The following is a 16,419-nucleotide window of genomic DNA, read 5'->3' as shown; positions in this document are numbered from 1 at the left end:
CGCGCAGTGTAGGCGGGTGGACGGGGGCGGCGAACGAATGTTTGCATGCTTGCATATGCGGCTTTCGCATATGCCTGGCGATCTGCATCCTCCCAGTATGCACCGTTTTTCCGCGCTTTGCCTCGGCATGGGCGCATGGATTAAGCTGCCGCAAGCTGGCCATTGCGATTTATAATCACGCCTCGAAAAGATACTAAATAGTATTGAAATTACTCAGACAGGGCAGGCGGCAGTGGCAAAACTTTATTTCCGGTATTCCGCAATGAACGCGGGCAAGTCGACGGCCTTGTTGCAGGTCGCGCACAACTATGAAGAGCAGGGCCAGCAGGTGCGCCTGTACACGGCCGCCATCGACAGCCGCTATGGCGTGGGAAGGGTCACTTCGCGCCTGGGCCCGCAGCGCCAGGTCGATATCTTCCACGCCGACACGAATTTCCTCGACGATATTCCCCAGGTCGCCTGCCTGCTGGTGGACGAGGCGCAATTTCTCAGCACGGCCCAGGTGCAGCAACTGCACCAGCTGGCGCAAGTGAAGGGCGTGCCCGTCATCTGCTACGGCTTGCGCACGGATTTCAAGGGCGAACCGTTCCCCGGCTCGGCCTATCTGCTGGCGCTGGCCGACGATATCGAGGAATTGAAGAATATCTGTACCTGCGGCAAGAAGGCCACGATGAACATCCGCGTGGATGAGCAGGGACGCCGCATCAAGGAAGGCGAGCAGATCAGTATTGGCGGCAACGAGAGTTACCGCCAGGCGTGCGGGCGCTGTTTCTACTCGTAAGCTTGTTCGTTATTCGGCGACGGGCGCGCCTACGTCGGCATCATCCGCCAGCGCCAGGTCGCCCCGCTCGAAGGCGGCCAGGATGTCATTCGCGCGCGCCACGTCGTGCTCGCGCACCATCACGCGGGCGCCGCCGATGGCGGCCGCCAGCAGCATGTCGGCCTGCATGTGCTGGTCGTCCGTCAGCAGCACGTCGATGCCGGCGGCCGCGAGGCAGCCGCGGATGACGTGCGCATCCGTGGGGATCATCAGCCGGGCGATCAAAACGTAGTCGTCGTGCATGGGTGCCTCCTGGCGCGGTGAATATTACGTCATCTTAGCACCCGGCTGGTCCTTACAGCTTGAACACGCCCACCACCTGGTTCAGTTCCTGCGCCTGCTCCTGCAGGGCGTCGGCCGCCGCGGCCGCTTCTTCCACCAGGGCCGCGTTCTGCTGGGTCACCTGGTCCATCTGGGCGATGGCCTGATTGACTTGCTCGATGCCGCTGCGCTGTTCTTCGCTCGCCTGGGCGATCTCGGCCATGATGCTGCTCACTTGCCGCACGCTGGCCACCACCGTGTCCATGGTGGCGCTGGCCTGGCTCACTTGCGCATGGCCCAGGTCCACCGTGCCGGCCGACGCCTGGATCAAGTCCTTGATGTCTTTCGCCGCGGCCGTCGAGCGCTGCGCCAGGGTGCGCACCTCGGTGGCGACGACGGCAAAGCCGCGTCCCTGTTCGCCGGCGCGGGCCGCTTCCACGGCCGCGTTCAAGGCCAGGATATTCGTCTGGAAGGCGATGCCATCGATGACGCCGATGATGTCGGCGATCTTGCCGGAGGAACTGCGGATGGCGTCCATGGTGCTGGCCACCTGCGCCACGGCCGCGCCGCCTTCGGCTGCCAGGCTGGACGAATCGCGCGCCAGCCGGCTTGCCTGCTGCGCATGGTCGACGTTCTGGCGCACGGTGGAACTCAGTTCTTCCATCGAGGCGGCCGTCTCTTCCAGCGAACTGGCTTGCTGCTCCGTGCGGCTCGACAGATCCAGGTTGCCGCTGGCGATCTCGCCGGACGCCGTGGCGATCTGCCCGGCGCTGTCGCGCACATTGCCGACCACGTGCGACAGCTTGTCGCTGATGCGGTTCATGGCAAGCAGCAGGCGGCCGATTTCGTCCAGGCTGCTGGTATCGAGGTGCACCGTCAGGTCGCCGGCGGCGATTTGCGCGGCGGCCGTCTCGGCGGCGGCCAGCGGGCGCGAGACGAGCGCGCGCACCAGCCAGTACAGCAGCAGGGTGAAGACGAGCAGGGCGATGAAGCCGGAAATGGCCAGCTGGTTGCGCATCTGGCGCGCTTCCAGGGTGATCTCGTCCGTGAACGTGCCGCCCGCGATGATCCATTGCCAATCCTTGAACTGACGGTAATACAGCTGCTTTTCGCGCGCGAGGCCAGCCGTTTCGCCGGGCGCCGTCCACGTGTAGCGCATGGCGCCGTTTTTTTGCGCCAGCATGTCCTGGATGAACAAACGGCCGTCGCTGGCCTTGAAGTCGAGCGCGCTCTTGCCTTCGCTGTTCGGGTGCAGCACCAGGTGGCCGTAGTTGGCGCCGGGCGCCGTGTCGACGATATAGATATAGCCCGTCTGGCCGATCTTGACCTGGCGAATCTTCTCTTTCAACATGGCCAGATTCTTGCTGATGTCCAGGCCGATGAACAGCACGCCCACCACCTTGCCGCCCGCATCGCGCACGGGGTCGTACTGGGTGATGTATTGCTTGCCAAACAGGGTTGCCATGCCGACGAAGCGCTGGCCGGCGCGCAGCGGCGCATAGCTGGGGTGGTTGTGGTCGAGCTGGGTGCCGATGGCCCGTTCGCCATCCTGCTTTTTCAGCGAGGTGCTGATGCGCACGAATTCATCGCCGTTGGCGGCGAAGATGGTGGCGATCACGCCCGTCTGCGCCGTGTAGCGGTCGACCACGCTCGTGTCGAGGTTGAGCACCTTGCCACCGTTGGCCAGGGCGGGCGTGGCCTTGCCGGCGACGGCCACCATGGCGCCCGCATCGACCGTGAACGGGCCGGGAAACTCGGCCGCGAACAGGCGCGCAAAGCTGGCCGCCTCGTTGACCATGGCCGTATGAAACACTTCCGTGGTCGTCATGACGCTATTGAGTTCGCTGGTGACGGCCGCTTCGGCGCGCTGTTCCAGCGCGTTTGAGGTGCGGATGCTGGTCAAGGCCGTCAGGCTGGCGAGGATCAGACTGACCAGGGCAAAGGTGAAAATGGTGATCTTGCCGCCGACACTACAGTGGCGGGGGGAGAACGATTTTGTAGGCATAGTGTGAGTCTGGCAAAGGGTAATCAGCTCGGCCATTCCTGGTCATGACATGACACGCGGGGAGGGGATCTGGTGGGGAATGCTGTTGAAACGGAGGCGCGCCGGCTTGCGGGCCGCGCACAGGCAAGCTGGATTTCAGGGCGCGATGATAGCATGTTGCTTGCGTTTTGTTACTAAGTGTTTCCCGCAGGAATCATTTTTTTCGCGTAAAAACATCATCCACATCAAGATTTTCAAGAATGGGTCATTGACTTTTTTGATTTCAATGGCACATGCTGAACTCCATCGCTGGCGGAAGATGCGATTTTTCTCACGAATGTTTCACTTTGTAATGAATGAGACGCCGCCTTTAATCCGCGTTTAAGCTTCCAGGAAGAAACTGATATTCCATGGGAGACTGCCAGGCCGTATCCTGTAGAATAATATGCAGACCAGTCGTGTATCCCCCTTACTGTCTTGCTGGCTGGCGCATGCCTCCCTGCGCCGCCTGGAATTGATTCAACTAATTTTCGGAGAAGCCGATGAAGAAGCAAATGATGCTGGTCACCCTGGTGCTTGCCCTGTCAGCACACGCTGGCGCAGCCCAGACGGACAAGAGCGCCGCTCCTCCGCCCCCCATGAAGCCGCTGGCCCAGCAAACGCAGGCCGCCTTGTGGGCATCGCGCGTATTGACGCGCGTCCATTACAAGGCCATGCCGCTCGACGACGCCATGTCGGAGAAGATCTTCGACCGTTACTTCAAGTCCCTGGACGCGGAAAAACTGTTTTTCGTGCAGGCCGACGTCGACCGTTTCGCGCCGCTGCGCACCAAGCTCGATGACGCCATCATCAATGAAGACCTGACGGCGCCGTTTGCCATCTACAACCTGTACCAGCAACGTTTCGACGAGCGCATGGCGTATGCGCGTGAATTGCTGAAAACCAAATTCGACTTCACGGCCGACGAGAGCTACCAGCTCGACCGCGAAAAAGCCGCCTGGCCGAAGAACGACGAGGAAGTGCGCGACCTGTGGCGCAAGCGCGTCAAGAACGACTGGCTGCGCCTGAAGCTGGCGGGCAAGGAAGACAAGGCCATCCGCGAGACGCTGGACAAGCGCTATGAAGGCTACACGACCCGCGCGCGCAAGCTCAACAGCGAAGACGTGTTCCAGATCTTCATGAACGCGTACGCCATGTCGATCGAGCCGCATACCAATTACCTGGGCCCGCGCGCCTCGGATAACTTCGACATCGCCATGCGGCTGTCGCTTGAAGGCATCGGCGCCGTGCTGCAGACGCGCGACGAATATACGGTGGTGCGCGAAGTCGTGCCGGGCAGCCCGGCCGGCTTGTCGGGCAAGCTGAAAGTGGGCGATCGCATCGTCGGCGTGGGGCAGGGCGAAAGCGGCCCCATCACCGAAGTGCTGGGCATGCGCATCGACGACGTGGTGCAGCTGATCCGCGGCGCCAAGGATTCCGTGGTGCGCCTCGACATCCTGCCGGCCGACGCCGGCCCCGACGCCAAGCACGTGGTCTTGCCGCTGGTGCGCAAGAAAATCAGCATGGAAGAGCAGGCGGCGAAGAAATCGATCATCGAAGTGCGCGACAACGGCGTCAAGCGCCGCATCGGCGTCATTTCCCTGCCGACGTTCTACCAGGACTTCGAAGCGCGCCGCCGCGGCGACAAGGACTTCAAGAGCGCCACGCGCGACGTCAGCCGCTTGCTGGCCGAGTTGAAGAAGGACAAGGTCGACAACGTCCTGATCGACTTGCGCAACAACGGCGGCGGTTCGCTGAACGAAGCCGTCGAACTGACGGGCCTGTTCATCGACAAGGGACCTGTCGTGATGCAGCGCAATGCCGAAGGCAAGGTCGAAGTGGAAAGCGATACGAATGCCGGCCTGGCCTGGGATGGCCCGATGGGCGTGCTGATCAACCGCGGCTCGGCTTCCGCCTCTGAAATCTTCGCCGCCGCCGTGCAGGACTACGGCCGTGGCGTCATCATCGGCGAAGGCAGCTTCGGCAAGGGCACGGTGCAGACCCTGTTCAACCTCGACCGTTTCGGCGGCAGCGAGAAAGCCCGTTTCGGCGAGCTGAAAATGACCATCGCCCAGTTCTTCCGCGTCAATGGCGGCACCACGCAGTTGCGCGGCGTCACTCCCGACATCAAGCTGCCGGCCATGTCGGACGCGGAAAACTTCGGCGAATCGAGCTATGACAATGCCTTGCCGTGGGTGGCCATCAAGCCGGCGCCGTACATGCCGACGGGCGACCTGAAGGACATCGTGCCGCTGCTGGACAAGAAACATGAGGCGCGCGTGGCCAAGGACAAGGATTTCCAGTACTTGCTCGATGACATAGCCCTGGTCGTCAAGCAGCGCAAGGAAAACCAGATCTCGCTCAATGAAACCGTGCGCCGCAAGGAGCGCGACGCCCAGGAAGCGCGCGCCAAGGCGCGTGAAAAACGCCTGATCGCGCAGATTGCGAATCCTGCCGACGACCTGGTGGTGATTCCCGATCCGAAAGACGTGCTGAAGGGCGCGAAAGCGGCCAACAAGACGGCCAAGCAGATCGCCGCCGTGAAGGGCGCCTTGCGTACCGACGACGGCTTGCAGGGCGACGAACGGGCCCTGAGCGCCGAACTGGACGCCGAAACGGCCGCCAAGAGCGCCAAGGACGTGCTGTTGAACGAGGCGGCGCGCATCCTGGCCGACGAAGTGGCGCTGATCAAGGCCGATACCCGCATGGCGTCCAAGGTCTTGCCCTATGGCGCCGACATCAAGGGCACGCCGGTGACGGCAGCGAAGTAAAGCTGTGCACGCAGCAGAAAGCCGGTTCCCTGCGGAGCCGGCTTTTTTTTTCATCAGTTATCCGTTTGGTGTATTTCTATCATTCCAACAATCAATTGGATTGATATGCCGCGACGCAGCATAATGCACTTGTCTCCTCTATTCTCCTCCAAGAAAATAGATTCAGCCCGCTCTCGCAGCGGGCTTTTTTTTGCCTCGGATTTTGTGCGCGGGCAGTTGTACGTCGGGCTGGGCGGCCAGCAGGGCCGTGATCCAGCCGGCGAACGCCTGCAGCTTGGGCGTGGCCAGGCGGCCTTGCGGCATCAGCAGGGACATGGGCATGGGCGTGGGCGGGTTATCGGCCAGCACGGCCACCAGGGCGCCGCTGTCGAGGTGGGCGCGCACCTGGTACATGGCCGCCTGCGCCAGGCCCAGCCCCTGCAGCGCGCAGGCGACGCTGGCGTCGGCGTCGTTGACGGCGATGGGGCCGGCCATCTGCACGCGCAGCACTTCACTTCCCTGTAGAAAATCCCAATCGAAGGCGCGTCCCGTGCGCCCTGAAAAATGCATGATAGCCCGGTGCCTGGCCAGGTCGGTCAGGGTGTGCGGCGTGCCGTGGCGCGCCAGGTAGGCAGGGGACGCGCAGGTGACGAAGCGCATCAGGCCGACCTGCTTGCCGATGAAGGCGGAATCTTGCAAGGTACCCACACGCAAGGCGCAATCGATGCCTTCCTGCGTCAGGTCGACCAGGCGGTCCGTCAGGCTCAGCTGCAGTTGCACGTCCGGCCAGGCGGCGTGAAATTGCGCGATATGGGGAATGATGAGGCGCCGGCCTACCGTATTGGGCAGGTTGATGCGCAGCAAGCCACGCGGTTTTTTCGCCTCGGGCCCACGGAAGGCCAGTTCCGCCGTGTCGACGGCTTTCAAAATGTCGAGGCAATCGCGAAAGTACTCGGCCCCTTCCGGCGTCAGCGACAAACGGCGCGTGGTTCGCTGCAGCAATTGCGTGCCCAGGTAGGCTTCCAGCTTTTGCAGGGTGGCCGTCAGCGCGGCGCGCGGCAAATTCAAGGTTTCGGCCGCCTTGGAAAAACTGTTGGCTTCAACGATGCGCACGAAGGTCTGCATGGCCTTGATCTTGTCCATGGGATAGCTTTCATTGTTCATATTATGTGAAAAGTGTAGGTCGATTATGCCCTAATTATCTTGGGCCCGGTTTTGCCTAGAATGGCTGCATCCCTACCGAACCGAGGAAACAACATGAACAAGGCCTCACCTTCCGCTCCCCACGACATTGCACCCGCCATGGTGCTGCTGCTGGCCATCGCTTCCGGCCTGATCGTGGCCAACCTGTATTACGCGCAAACCCTCGTCGGGCCCATCAGCGCCTCGACGGGCCTGTCGGCCAAGGCGGCCGGGCTGATCGTCACCCTGACACAAGTGGGCTATACCCTGGGCCTGCTGTTCGTCGTGCCCCTGGGCGACTTGCTGGAAAACCGCCGCCTGATCGTCACCGCCTTGCTGGTGACGGCCACGGCCCTGGTGGTGGCGGCCCTCTCCACGGGCGCCATCGTGTTCCTGGCCGCCGCGCTGGCCATCGGCCTTGGCTCCGTGGCGGCGCAGGTGATCGTGCCGTTTGCCGCCCACCTGTCGCAGGAAGCGACGCGGGGGCAAACGGTGGGCAAGGTCGTCAGCGGCTTGTTGCTGGGCATCATGCTGGCCCGTCCCGTGGCATCGCTGGTGGCGGCCCACGCCAGCTGGCATGTGGTGTTCGGCGGCGCCGCCGTGCTGATGCTGGCGCTGGCTGCCGTCCTGCGCCGCGCCTTGCCCGTGCGCCAGCCGGTGTCGAGCATGCGCTATCCGGCCTTGATGGCTTCGCTGTGGCATTTGCTGCTGGGCACGCCCGTGCTGCGCCGCCGGGCCGCCTATCACGCAGGCCTGTTTGGCGCCTTCAGCCTGTTCTGGACCGTCACGCCGCTGGTGCTGGCCAGCCCCGCGTTCGGCCTGTCGCAAACGGGCATCGCCATCTTCGCCCTGGTGGGCATGGCCGGCGCCGTCGCTTCGCCGATCGCCGGCCGCCTGGCCGATGCGGGCCACACCTTGCCTGCCACGGCCGCCGCGCTGGCGCTGGGCATCGTCGCGTTTGCCTTGCCGATGTTCGTACCAACATCGAAGCACGTGGCGCTGGGCTTGCTGGTGGTGGCCTCCATCGTGCTCGACATGGGCGTGGCGGCGAATCTGGTGCTGGGCCAGCGCGCCATCTTCAGCCTGGGCGCGGAAGTGCGGGGTCGCCTGAACGGCCTGTATTTCGCCCTGTTCTTCGCCGGCGGCGCGGCCGGCTCGGCCATCGGCGCCTGGGTGTATGCCAGCTACGGCTGGCAAGCAACCTTGCTGGCCGGCATGGCGTTTCCAGGCATGGCCCTGCTGGTGTGGCTGGGAGAGTTTTTGCCGCAAGCCACGCGTCGCACGGCGTGAAACCCTGATGGCGGCTCATTATCACTGACAGGAATTTCTATCATCATGAATATAAAGTGGCGTGATATGCCGCGATGCCGCAAGATGCACCTGTCTCCTCTATCTCCTCCAAGGAAATAGATTCAGCCCGCTCTCGCAGCGGGCTTTTTTTTGCCTTTTTACATCAAATCACCACGAGATCGAGCGCGCGCATGAAGTTGGCCGCCTGCGCATGCGTGATGACGGCGCCTTTCAGCAAGGACGCTTCGCTCAATTTGAACCCGTCGATATCGGCGCCGCGCAAGTCCGCGCCCTGGAACTTCGCCAGCTTGATGGTGGCGTTGCGCAGGCTGCCGCCTTCGAAGACGGCTTCGCGGAAGTCGCAGCCGGCCAGGTAGGCGTCGGAAAAATCGAGTTGCTTGAGTATGGCTTTGCGGAAGGAGAAGCCGCGCAAGTCGGCGCCCACCAGCAGGCTGTCTTCGAAGGTGAGGCCCAGGTGCGTCACTTCCTCGAACGAGGCGCCCGTCAGCTTGCAGCCGCGGTAGGTGACCGAGGCCAGCTTGGCGCGCCGCCATTTTGTGTTGTTCAGGTCGCAGCCTTCAAACGTGGCGTCGACGGCGTCGACGGATTCGAAATCGGCGCTGCCCGCGCGGCAGCGGCGCCAGGTGCTGCGCGCCAGCTTGCTGGCGAACATATTGGTGTCGGCAAAGGTGCAGCGCTCGAAGGTGCAACCCTGCAAGTCGAGGCGCGACAGGTCTTCGCCGTCGAAGGCGCAATCGATGAAGTGGCGCACGGGCAGGGCCAGCTGCCGCTCGATGCCGGCGCGGTCCAGGGTCATGCCGGTTGCTGCGGTGTCGTGTGTTGCCATCCGTCTCATTCCTAAAGTGACGCAGGGGAGGGATGGCGCGGCGGGAAAATGCACGAACCAGAACACCTCACCGGCTGGTGTAGCAGCCAAGGGTCAGCGCCGTGGGTCCGCGTGGGTGGGAGCATGCCGGACGGTGCCGGGCACTTGCCGGGTTACCAACCGGTGCGCTCATTTTCGATCAGCGCGTATTGTAGCCTGTCCGAATCGGCCTTGCCAATGTCGACAAAGCCGGGTTAGTATTTTCCCAGGCGCAGCCACTGCGCCAACGTCGCTCGGACGGTTCCGGGCGCTTACGTACAGAGATCATCATGACCGACAGCCAAGCTCCGCGCAGCTTTTCGCGCATCAATCGCCTTCCCCCCTACGTGTTCAATATCACCGCCGAGCTCAAGATGGCCGCCCGCCGCCGTGGCGAGGACATCATCGACATGTCGATGGGCAATCCCGATGGCGCCACGCCGGCCCACATCGTCGACAAGCTGGTCGAGACGGTGAAACGCCCCGACACGCACGGCTATTCCGCCTCCAAGGGCATCCCCCGGCTGCGCCGCGCGATTGCGCACTGGTACAAGAAGCGCTACGAGGTCGACATCGACCCGGACAGCGAAGCCATCGTCACCATCGGTTCGAAGGAGGGCCTGGCCCACCTGATGCTGGCAACGTTGGACCGGGGCGACACGGTGCTGGTGCCGAACCCCAGCTACCCGATCCACATCTGGGGCGCCGTGATCGCGGGCGCCGACATCCGCTCGGTGCGCATGGGCCCGGGCGTGGATTTCTTTGCCGAACTGGAACGGGCCATCCGCGAAAGCTACCCGAAACCGAAGATGATGGTGCTAGGCTTTCCTTCGAACCCCACGGCGCAGTGCGTGGAGCTGGAATTTTTTGAAAGAGTCGTGGCGCTGGCGAAGCAGCACAATATTTTGGTGGTGCATGACCTGGCGTATGCCGACATTACCTTCGATGGCTGGAAGGCGCCGTCCATCATGCAGGTGCCGGGCGCGCGCGACGTGGCCGTCGAGTTTTTCACCATGTCGAAAAGCTACAACATGGCGGGCTGGCGCATCGGTTTCATGGTCGGCAATGCGGAACTGGTGGCGGCCCTGGCGCGCATCAAGAGTTACCACGACTATGGCAGTTTTACGCCCGTGCAAGTGGCGGCCATTGCCGCGCTGGAAGGCGACCAAAGCTGCGTGACGGATATCTGCGCCCAGTACCAGCGACGCCGCGACGTGCTGGTCAAAGGCTTGCATGAGGCGGGCTGGATGGTGGAAAAACCGAAAGCGTCGATGTATATCTGGGCACATATCCCGCAAGCGTATCGCCACCTGGGTTCGCTGGAGTTCGCCAAGCTGCTGCTGCAAAAAGCCAAGGTGAGCGTGTCGCCCGGCATCGGTTTCGGCGAATACGGCGATGAATACGTGCGTTTCGCCCTGATCGAAAACGAGGCGCGGGTGCGGCAAGCCTTGCGCGGCATCAAGAATATGTTGCGTTCCGGCGACGGGAAAACGGAAGCGGCGGCATAAAAGTTGCTACATGGAATGATCTGTTGCCCCTAATATCACTACGGCGTATTTCTGACATCACGAATATAAAGTGGTTTTATATGCTGCAATGCGGCATCATGCATCTGTCTCCTCTATCTTCCTCCAAGAAAATAGATTCAGCCCGCTCCCGCAGCGGGCTTTTTTTTGCCCGTGATCCGCGCAAGTCGGCCAGATGCGTTCGAACGTGATTTCACATGAGTATTATTCATGGATGTATAAAATATCATCATTATTATTAATGGCTGGAACCTTCTATGATGGGTGCATACTTCATAAGGAGCACCTTCATGACCGTCACGACACACAATCTGGGCTACCCGCGCATCGGCGCCAAACGCGAACTGAAATTCGCCCTGGAAGACTACTGGAAGGGCAACAGCACCTTGGCCGCGCTGGAAGGCCTGGGCGCCGAGTTGCGCCAGCGCCACTGGCAAGACCAGAACGCGCTGGACCTGGCGCCGGTGGGCGACTTTTCCTTCTACGACCAGGTGCTGGACCTGAGCTTTGCGCTTGGCAACCTGCCGCGGCGCGTGCGTGGCATGGAAGGCGCGGCGCTCGATAACTATTTCCGCGTGGCCCGTGGCCGCTCGGCCAGCGACAGCGATTGCAGCGGCGTCCACGCCGGCGAAATGACGAAATGGTTCGACACCAATTACCACTATATCGTGCCGGAATTCGCGGCCGACACGCAATTCAAGCTCGACAGCAGCCGCCTGTTGCGGCAACTGGCGCAAGCGCGCCAGCTCGGTGTGCAAGCCAAGCCCGTGCTGATCGGTCCCGTCACCTATTTGTGGCTGGGCAAGGCCAAGGACGATTCCGACAAGCTGGCGCTGCTGCAAGGCTTGCTGCCCGTCTACCTGCAACTGCTGCGGGAACTGGCCGCGCAAGGCGTGGAGTGGGTGCAGATCGATGAACCTATCCTCGTCACGGAACTGGACGGCGCCTGGCGGCAGGCGCTGCTCACGGCCTATGAGGCCTTGAGCAAGGTCAACAGCGTCAAACTGTTGCTGGCCACGTATTTCGGCAAGCTGCAAGACAACCTGGCGCTGGCATGCACATTGCCGGTCCAGGGCTTGCACCTCGATGCCGTCAACGCCCGCGAGGAAGTCGAGCAAGTCATCGCCCAGTTGCCTGCCGCCAGCGTGTTGTCCCTGGGCGTGGTGAATGGCCGCAATATCTGGAAGACGGACTTGAACGCGGTGCTGGCCTGGCTGGAACCGGTCTACGCCAGCCTGAGATCGCGCTTGTGGATCGCGCCCTCGTGCTCGCTGCTGCACGTGCCCGTCGACCTGGACAGCGAGCAAAAGCTCGATACGGAGATCCGCTCCTGGCTGGCCTTTGCCCGTCAGAAACTCGATGAAGTGCGCGTCCTCGCCGGCGCCCTGAACCAGGGCCGCGCCTCCGTGCAGGCGGCGCTGGACGCGAATCTCGCCGCCGTGCAGTCGCGCCGCCAGTCGCCGCGCGTGCACAATCCGCACGTGAAGGCCGCTGTGGCCCGCATCGACGCCAGCCTGGGCCAGCGCGCCAGCGGCTTTGCCGAGCGTGCCGCCAAGCAAGCTGCGCTGCTGCAACTGCCGTTGTACCCGACGACAACCATCGGCTCGTTTCCGCAGACGGCGCCAATCCGCCAGGCGCGCAGCCAGTTGCGCAGCGGCCAGCTCGATGAAGCCAGCTATAAAAAGCTGATGCGGGCGGAAATCGCCCATTGCGTGCAGGAACAGGAAAGCCTGGGTCTGGACGTCTTCGTGCATGGCGAGGCGGAACGCAATGACATGGTGGAGTACTTCGGCGAACAGCTCGACGGCTATGCCTTCAGCCAATTCGGCTGGGTGCAATCGTACGGTTCGCGCTGCGTGAAGCCGCCCATCCTGTTCGGCGACATCAGCCGCCCGCGCGCCATGACGGTCGAGTGGAGCACCTACGCGCAGTCGCTGACGGACAAGCCGATGAAAGGCATGCTGACGGGCCCCGTCACCATCCTGAACTGGTCCTTCGTGCGCGACGACCAGGCCCGTTCCGTGTCTTGCCACCAGCTGGCGCTGGCCATGCGCGCCGAAGTGTTGGACCTGGAACAGGCCGGTATCCGCGTGATCCAGATCGACGAGGCGGCGCTGCGCGAAGGCTTGCCGCTGCGCAAATCGCAATGGGCCGACTATCTGCGCTGGGCCGTCGAATCGTTCCGCATCGCCGCCAATGGCGTGGCCGACGAGACGCAGATCCACACGCACATGTGCTATTCAGAATTCAACGACATTATCGCGCAGATCGCCGGCATGGATGCGGACGTCATCACGATCGAGACATCGCGCTCGGACATGGAATTGCTGGACGCCTTCGACGATTTTAATTACCCGAACGACATCGGCCCCGGCGTCTACGACATCCACTCGCCCAACATTCCGAGCCAGGAACAGATGGTGATGCTGATGCGCAAGGCGGCCGAGCGCATCCCCGCGCAGCGCCTGTGGGTCAACCCCGATTGCGGCCTGAAGACGCGCGGCTGGAAAGAAGTCATTCCTGCGCTGGCGAACATGGTGGCGGCGGCGAAAACCTTGCGCGCCGACCACGCGGCCTGAGGATGGCGGGGCAGGGGAGGCCGGCATGGATCAGATATAGAACAATCGTATTTCTGTCATCACAACATACCATTGGATTCGGATGCTGCGATGCGGCATCATTGCACCTGTCTCCTCTATCTCCTCCAAGGAAATAGATTCAGCCCGCTCCCGTAGCGGGCTTTTTTTTGCCGGCCCGGTAGCAAAGGATGGCGCTCCGCAGAGCGGGTCATGCCGATAAGCGATTGTGGCGGCGCCTCAGCGCCCAGGCCATGCCCAGAAGCATGGGCGCCAGCAGCGCCAGCGTGCCCGGTTCCGGCAACACCGCGATCGGCGCGGGCACCGGCGGAACGAAGTCGAGGTCGGCCAGGTTCGAATCGAGCAGGATGATGTCCGACAGCTTGAGCGTCGCAATGCCGCTGGCGTTGCGCGACCGGAACTCGATGCCCGCCAGGGCGCCGGTGCCGTTCACGCCGGGCAGGTTGCCGGTCAGCGTGCCCAGCGTGAACGAGATGCGTCCCGCCACATTGTCTATCGTGCCGGGAAAGAAGATGGTAGGGCCGCCGACGGACAGCAGGCCGCCATCGGCGACACTGGTGGCCGATAGCAGCCTGGGATCGAACGACATGTCGAACTGAAAGGCGAACAGGTCGGTGGCGCCATGGATCACGATGTAGACGCCAAAGCTTTGGTTATGCGACACGAACAGGGTCTCGGGCTCGATGTCGATGAGCGGAGCGGCGCTGGCCTGGATGGTACAGGCCAGCAAGGCCCCCAGGGCCCAGAGGCAAATCGATGTCAGTCGGGTGGTCATGTCGTGCTCCTCTTCAGGTTCGGTTTGGATCAAAACGGGCAGGCGGCGCCTGCCGGCAACTTGTGCGCCATAATGGCCAGGTCCCGCACGTCGACCACGCCATCGTCGTTGACGTCGCCGTCCAGCAGGGGGCCGCGCTGTCCCAGCATCCGACGCACCAGCTCCACATCGGCACAGTTGACTTCGCCAACCGTGATGCGCAGCGCGTGGTTCTGCTCGACTAACTCTCCGCGCAAGATGAGTTTGCCGGGAAGCACGGGCAGGCGTAGCACGCCCGGCACTGGCGAGATGCCACCGCCCGCGCGCAGGATTTCGGTGCTGTCGCCCGGCCGGAGCGTGACGCCGGGCGCCAGCGTCACGTAGATCTTGCCCTCCAGCTCCGCACCGTTCGCGACCTCGAGCCGCGTCGGAGTGCCACTGGTAAAGGCGTCCGGCATCTGGATCTGGCCGAACATCGACAGGGAAAAATTGCCGATAATCTGGCGTACGCCACGCAGCCGCAACACGCCGCTGTTGCCGAACCAGGCTTCCAGTGTGCCGCCCGTATAGTCGAAGGTGCCGTTGTTGATGATAAAGTTCGCGCTCAGGGCGCCGCGGGCCAGCGTGTAGCTGCTATGACCGGCGCCGATGCTCAGCGTGCCTTCCATCCCGCTGGCGATCGGCACCTTGGCTTCGATCCGGTGGGTGCCGCCATTCTGGATGAACACGCCAGTGCCATCCATGCCCACCACTGCTTCGTTGCTTGTCAGGACACCCTCGTTCAAGGTGTAGCTGCCGAAACCGCCAGCGCTGTAGCCCAGGGTCAAGCGGCGCAGCACGTCGTTGCTGCCATTGTCTTGCGTAAAGCTGCCGCTGCCGTTAAAGCCGATGTCCTCCGTCTCGGCCCTGAGCGTGGAGTCCACGCCGTCGAGCACGTAGGCGCCGGAACTGCCCGCCCTTGCACCGAGCAGCAGGGTCGGCGTGATCATGGTTCCGTCGGTCTGTTCCAGCCGCCCCTTGCCGGCAATGCCGACGGCGGCCCGAATGGCGTTCAGGTCCGCGTGCGCGCGCAGCGTCATGTTGCCGGCGCCGGTGGCATCGATCCTGAGGTCGAGCAGTTGGGCCGGCGCGGCGGCGCTGTCGCGTGTTACGGTCCGGTCGATATCGTCATGCTGCAACAGATACACTGTCCCGCCCGTCGGTTGGCCGGCGCCGCCTGGCCCGTCCAGCGTGTCGGACCAGTTATTGCCGTCTTCCCAGAAACCGCTGCCATTGATCCAGTAATGCGTATTGCTCGCGAAAAATGCCTGCAGGGAGGCGAACCAGGCGGGCGCAAGCTTGTCATAACCCTCTTGGGTGGCCGGATGGGTGCCATCCGTGAAGTCCGCCAGCGTCAGTTGCGAGCCGGCGTCCACAAAATGGGTGTTGCTGTGCTCCGTTGCCAGTATGCGGACCTCGTTGTTGTAGTCGTTGATGTATTTGTTCACAATGAATTCGCCCAGCAAGCGAAGCGCAGCCTCGTACTCGGTCGCCGTCAGGCTACCATCGCCGTCCGCATCGGCCGCCTTGAAGATACTGCCCGGATCAGGGTTCAGTTTTCTGCGGCCAATGAAGGCGGTCACCGCGCTGGTGAACTTCGCCTGATCGACCGCGCCGCTTTGGCCGCCGACTATTTCAAAGGAGAGTCCCTGTGCTTTCAGGTAATCGAGCAGGGTACGCGTTACCGTCGGCCCTGTGCCTTCGCGGGGATAGCCTATCGGCGGGATGGATGAGATAAAGATTTCCACCTTCTGTCCGCGGTCCTGATAGTCCTTGTTGATTTTATTGATCAGCGTAGCAAGCGCGCTGCCCAGGGCGACCGTGCCCAGGCCTCCGAGACCTCCTCTGCTGATGTCGACCTGCCTGAAGTCGTTGGTGCCGGCCATTAGCAGGATGATGGCCGGCTTGTAGGTGTTCCATGCAGCCGTGCCGGTAATATTGTCAACCGTGGCGCCCACAGCGCCTTGATGGGCAAGGTAATTGGGCGGGTCGGCGGGGTCATGGCCGGCGCCGACGTAGTCGATTTTCTTGCCAACCGCGAGCAGGTCGGTGAGCAGCTTCAGCCGGTAGCTGCGCTCCGGCCGCAAGGGATAGCCGGCCGTTAGCGAATCGCCCAGCGGCATTACTTTGATTGGCAGTGGCGGCTCGTCCGCGCCGGCGAGCGATGCCGCGCACAGCCACCACAACAAGATAAAAGTGCGCAAGATCTGCCGCATCCAGGAAAACATGCTGGCTTTGAGTGGGAAATTGCGGGGCATAAATCCTCCGGACGGGCTGCATGGCATCGAAGTGGCGTCAGGTCTAGCGATCTG

The 16,419-nt window shown here is 62.7% G+C and carries 11 protein-coding genes; 5 read left to right on the top strand and 6 right to left on the bottom strand.

The features are described 5' to 3' along the window. Positions 1-232: 232 nt before the first annotated feature. Positions 233-781, top strand: coding sequence for a thymidine kinase (locus J0O65_RS05380; RefSeq protein ID WP_034755172.1), 549 nt, complete (start codon positions 233-235; stop codon positions 779-781). A 9-nt stretch (positions 782-790) separates the two neighbouring features. Here J0O65_RS05380 and J0O65_RS05375 read toward each other — a convergent pair whose 3' ends face one another. Both J0O65_RS05375 and J0O65_RS05370 read right to left on the bottom strand, forming a co-directional pair. Further along, on the bottom strand, positions 791-1,063 hold the full coding sequence (locus J0O65_RS05375) for a putative signal transducing protein (RefSeq protein ID WP_099667473.1): 273 nt from the start codon (positions 1,061-1,063) through the stop codon (positions 791-793). 52 nt (positions 1,064-1,115) lie between these two features. Beyond that, positions 1,116-3,086 carry a methyl-accepting chemotaxis protein gene (locus J0O65_RS05370; RefSeq protein WP_215404799.1) on the bottom strand — a complete coding sequence of 657 codons (1,971 nt, stop codon included), beginning with the start codon at positions 3,084-3,086 and terminating at the stop codon, positions 1,116-1,118. A gap of 521 nt (positions 3,087-3,607) precedes the next feature. On the opposite strand from J0O65_RS05370, the gene J0O65_RS05365 reads away from it, so the two are divergent. Continuing rightward, a complete protein-coding gene (locus tag J0O65_RS05365; protein ID WP_215404797.1) occupies positions 3,608-5,875 on the top strand; it encodes a carboxy terminal-processing peptidase in 2,268 nt (755 codons plus the stop codon). Between the two features lie 162 nt (positions 5,876-6,037). Here J0O65_RS05365 and J0O65_RS05360 read toward each other — a convergent pair whose 3' ends face one another. Further along, a complete protein-coding gene (locus J0O65_RS05360; RefSeq protein ID WP_215404795.1) occupies positions 6,038-6,997 on the bottom strand; it encodes a LysR family transcriptional regulator in 960 nt (319 codons plus the stop codon). 114 nt (positions 6,998-7,111) lie between these two features. Between J0O65_RS05360 and J0O65_RS05355 the strand changes: the two genes are divergently transcribed. After that, positions 7,112-8,326 (top strand): MFS transporter, encoded by a 1,215-nt coding sequence (locus J0O65_RS05355; RefSeq protein WP_215404793.1) that lies wholly within the window; start codon positions 7,112-7,114, stop codon positions 8,324-8,326. Positions 8,327-8,489: 163 nt separating this feature from the next. Here J0O65_RS05355 and J0O65_RS05350 read toward each other — a convergent pair whose 3' ends face one another. After that, positions 8,490-9,173, bottom strand: a complete 684-nt coding sequence (locus J0O65_RS05350; protein ID WP_502793537.1) for a pentapeptide repeat-containing protein — start codon at positions 9,171-9,173, stop codon at positions 8,490-8,492. Positions 9,174-9,481: 308 nt separating this feature from the next. Between J0O65_RS05350 and alaC the strand changes: the two genes are divergently transcribed. Then, positions 9,482-10,699: an alanine transaminase gene (gene alaC, locus J0O65_RS05345; protein ID WP_215404791.1), complete on the top strand. Its 1,218-nt coding sequence runs from the start codon at positions 9,482-9,484 to the stop codon at positions 10,697-10,699. A 308-nt stretch (positions 10,700-11,007) separates the two neighbouring features. Beyond that, the gene (gene metE, locus J0O65_RS05340; RefSeq protein WP_215404789.1) at positions 11,008-13,296 is read left to right on the top strand and encodes a 5-methyltetrahydropteroyltriglutamate--homocysteine S-methyltransferase; all 2,289 of its coding nucleotides are present in this window, start codon (positions 11,008-11,010) and stop codon (positions 13,294-13,296) included. A gap of 208 nt (positions 13,297-13,504) precedes the next feature. Here the strand turns inward: metE and J0O65_RS05335 are convergent, their stop codons facing one another. Together J0O65_RS05335 and J0O65_RS05330 are read right to left on the bottom strand one after the other, a co-directional pair. Then, positions 13,505-14,089 (bottom strand): cohesin domain-containing protein, encoded by a 585-nt coding sequence (locus J0O65_RS05335; RefSeq protein ID WP_215404787.1) that lies wholly within the window; start codon positions 14,087-14,089, stop codon positions 13,505-13,507. 29 nt (positions 14,090-14,118) lie between these two features. Beyond that, a complete protein-coding gene (locus tag J0O65_RS05330) occupies positions 14,119-16,365 on the bottom strand; it encodes an SGNH/GDSL hydrolase family protein (RefSeq protein WP_215404785.1) in 2,247 nt (748 codons plus the stop codon). Positions 16,366-16,419: the final 54 nt, after the last annotated feature.

This window comes from Janthinobacterium sp. JC611 (assembly GCF_018682595.1).
Taxonomy (GTDB): Bacteria; Pseudomonadota; Gammaproteobacteria; order Burkholderiales; family Burkholderiaceae_D; genus Janthinobacterium.
This window is presented reverse-complemented; position numbering and strand designations above follow the sequence as displayed.

What these genes read in the sequence shown, in the direction of transcription:
- metE (WP_215404789.1), top strand. Translation starts at nt 11,008, where the DNA reads ATGACCGTCACGACACACAATCTGGGCTACCCGCGCATCGGCGCCAAA.
- J0O65_RS05330 (WP_215404785.1), bottom strand. Translation starts at nt 16,365, where the DNA reads ATGCCCCGCAATTTCCCACTCAAAGCCAGCATGTTTTCCTGGATGCGG.
- alaC (WP_215404791.1), top strand. Translation starts at nt 9,482, where the DNA reads ATGACCGACAGCCAAGCTCCGCGCAGCTTTTCGCGCATCAATCGCCTT.
- J0O65_RS05350 (WP_502793537.1), bottom strand. Translation starts at nt 9,173, where the DNA reads ATGGCAACACACGACACCGCAGCAACCGGCATGACCCTGGACCGCGCC.
- J0O65_RS05375 (WP_099667473.1), bottom strand. Translation starts at nt 1,063, where the DNA reads ATGCACGACGACTACGTTTTGATCGCCCGGCTGATGATCCCCACGGAT.
- J0O65_RS05360 (WP_215404795.1), bottom strand. Translation starts at nt 6,997, where the DNA reads ATGGACAAGATCAAGGCCATGCAGACCTTCGTGCGCATCGTTGAAGCC.
- J0O65_RS05370 (WP_215404799.1), bottom strand. Translation starts at nt 3,086, where the DNA reads ATGCCTACAAAATCGTTCTCCCCCCGCCACTGTAGTGTCGGCGGCAAG.
- J0O65_RS05365 (WP_215404797.1), top strand. Translation starts at nt 3,608, where the DNA reads ATGAAGAAGCAAATGATGCTGGTCACCCTGGTGCTTGCCCTGTCAGCA.
- J0O65_RS05355 (WP_215404793.1), top strand. Translation starts at nt 7,112, where the DNA reads ATGAACAAGGCCTCACCTTCCGCTCCCCACGACATTGCACCCGCCATG.
- J0O65_RS05335 (WP_215404787.1), bottom strand. Translation starts at nt 14,089, where the DNA reads ATGACCACCCGACTGACATCGATTTGCCTCTGGGCCCTGGGGGCCTTG.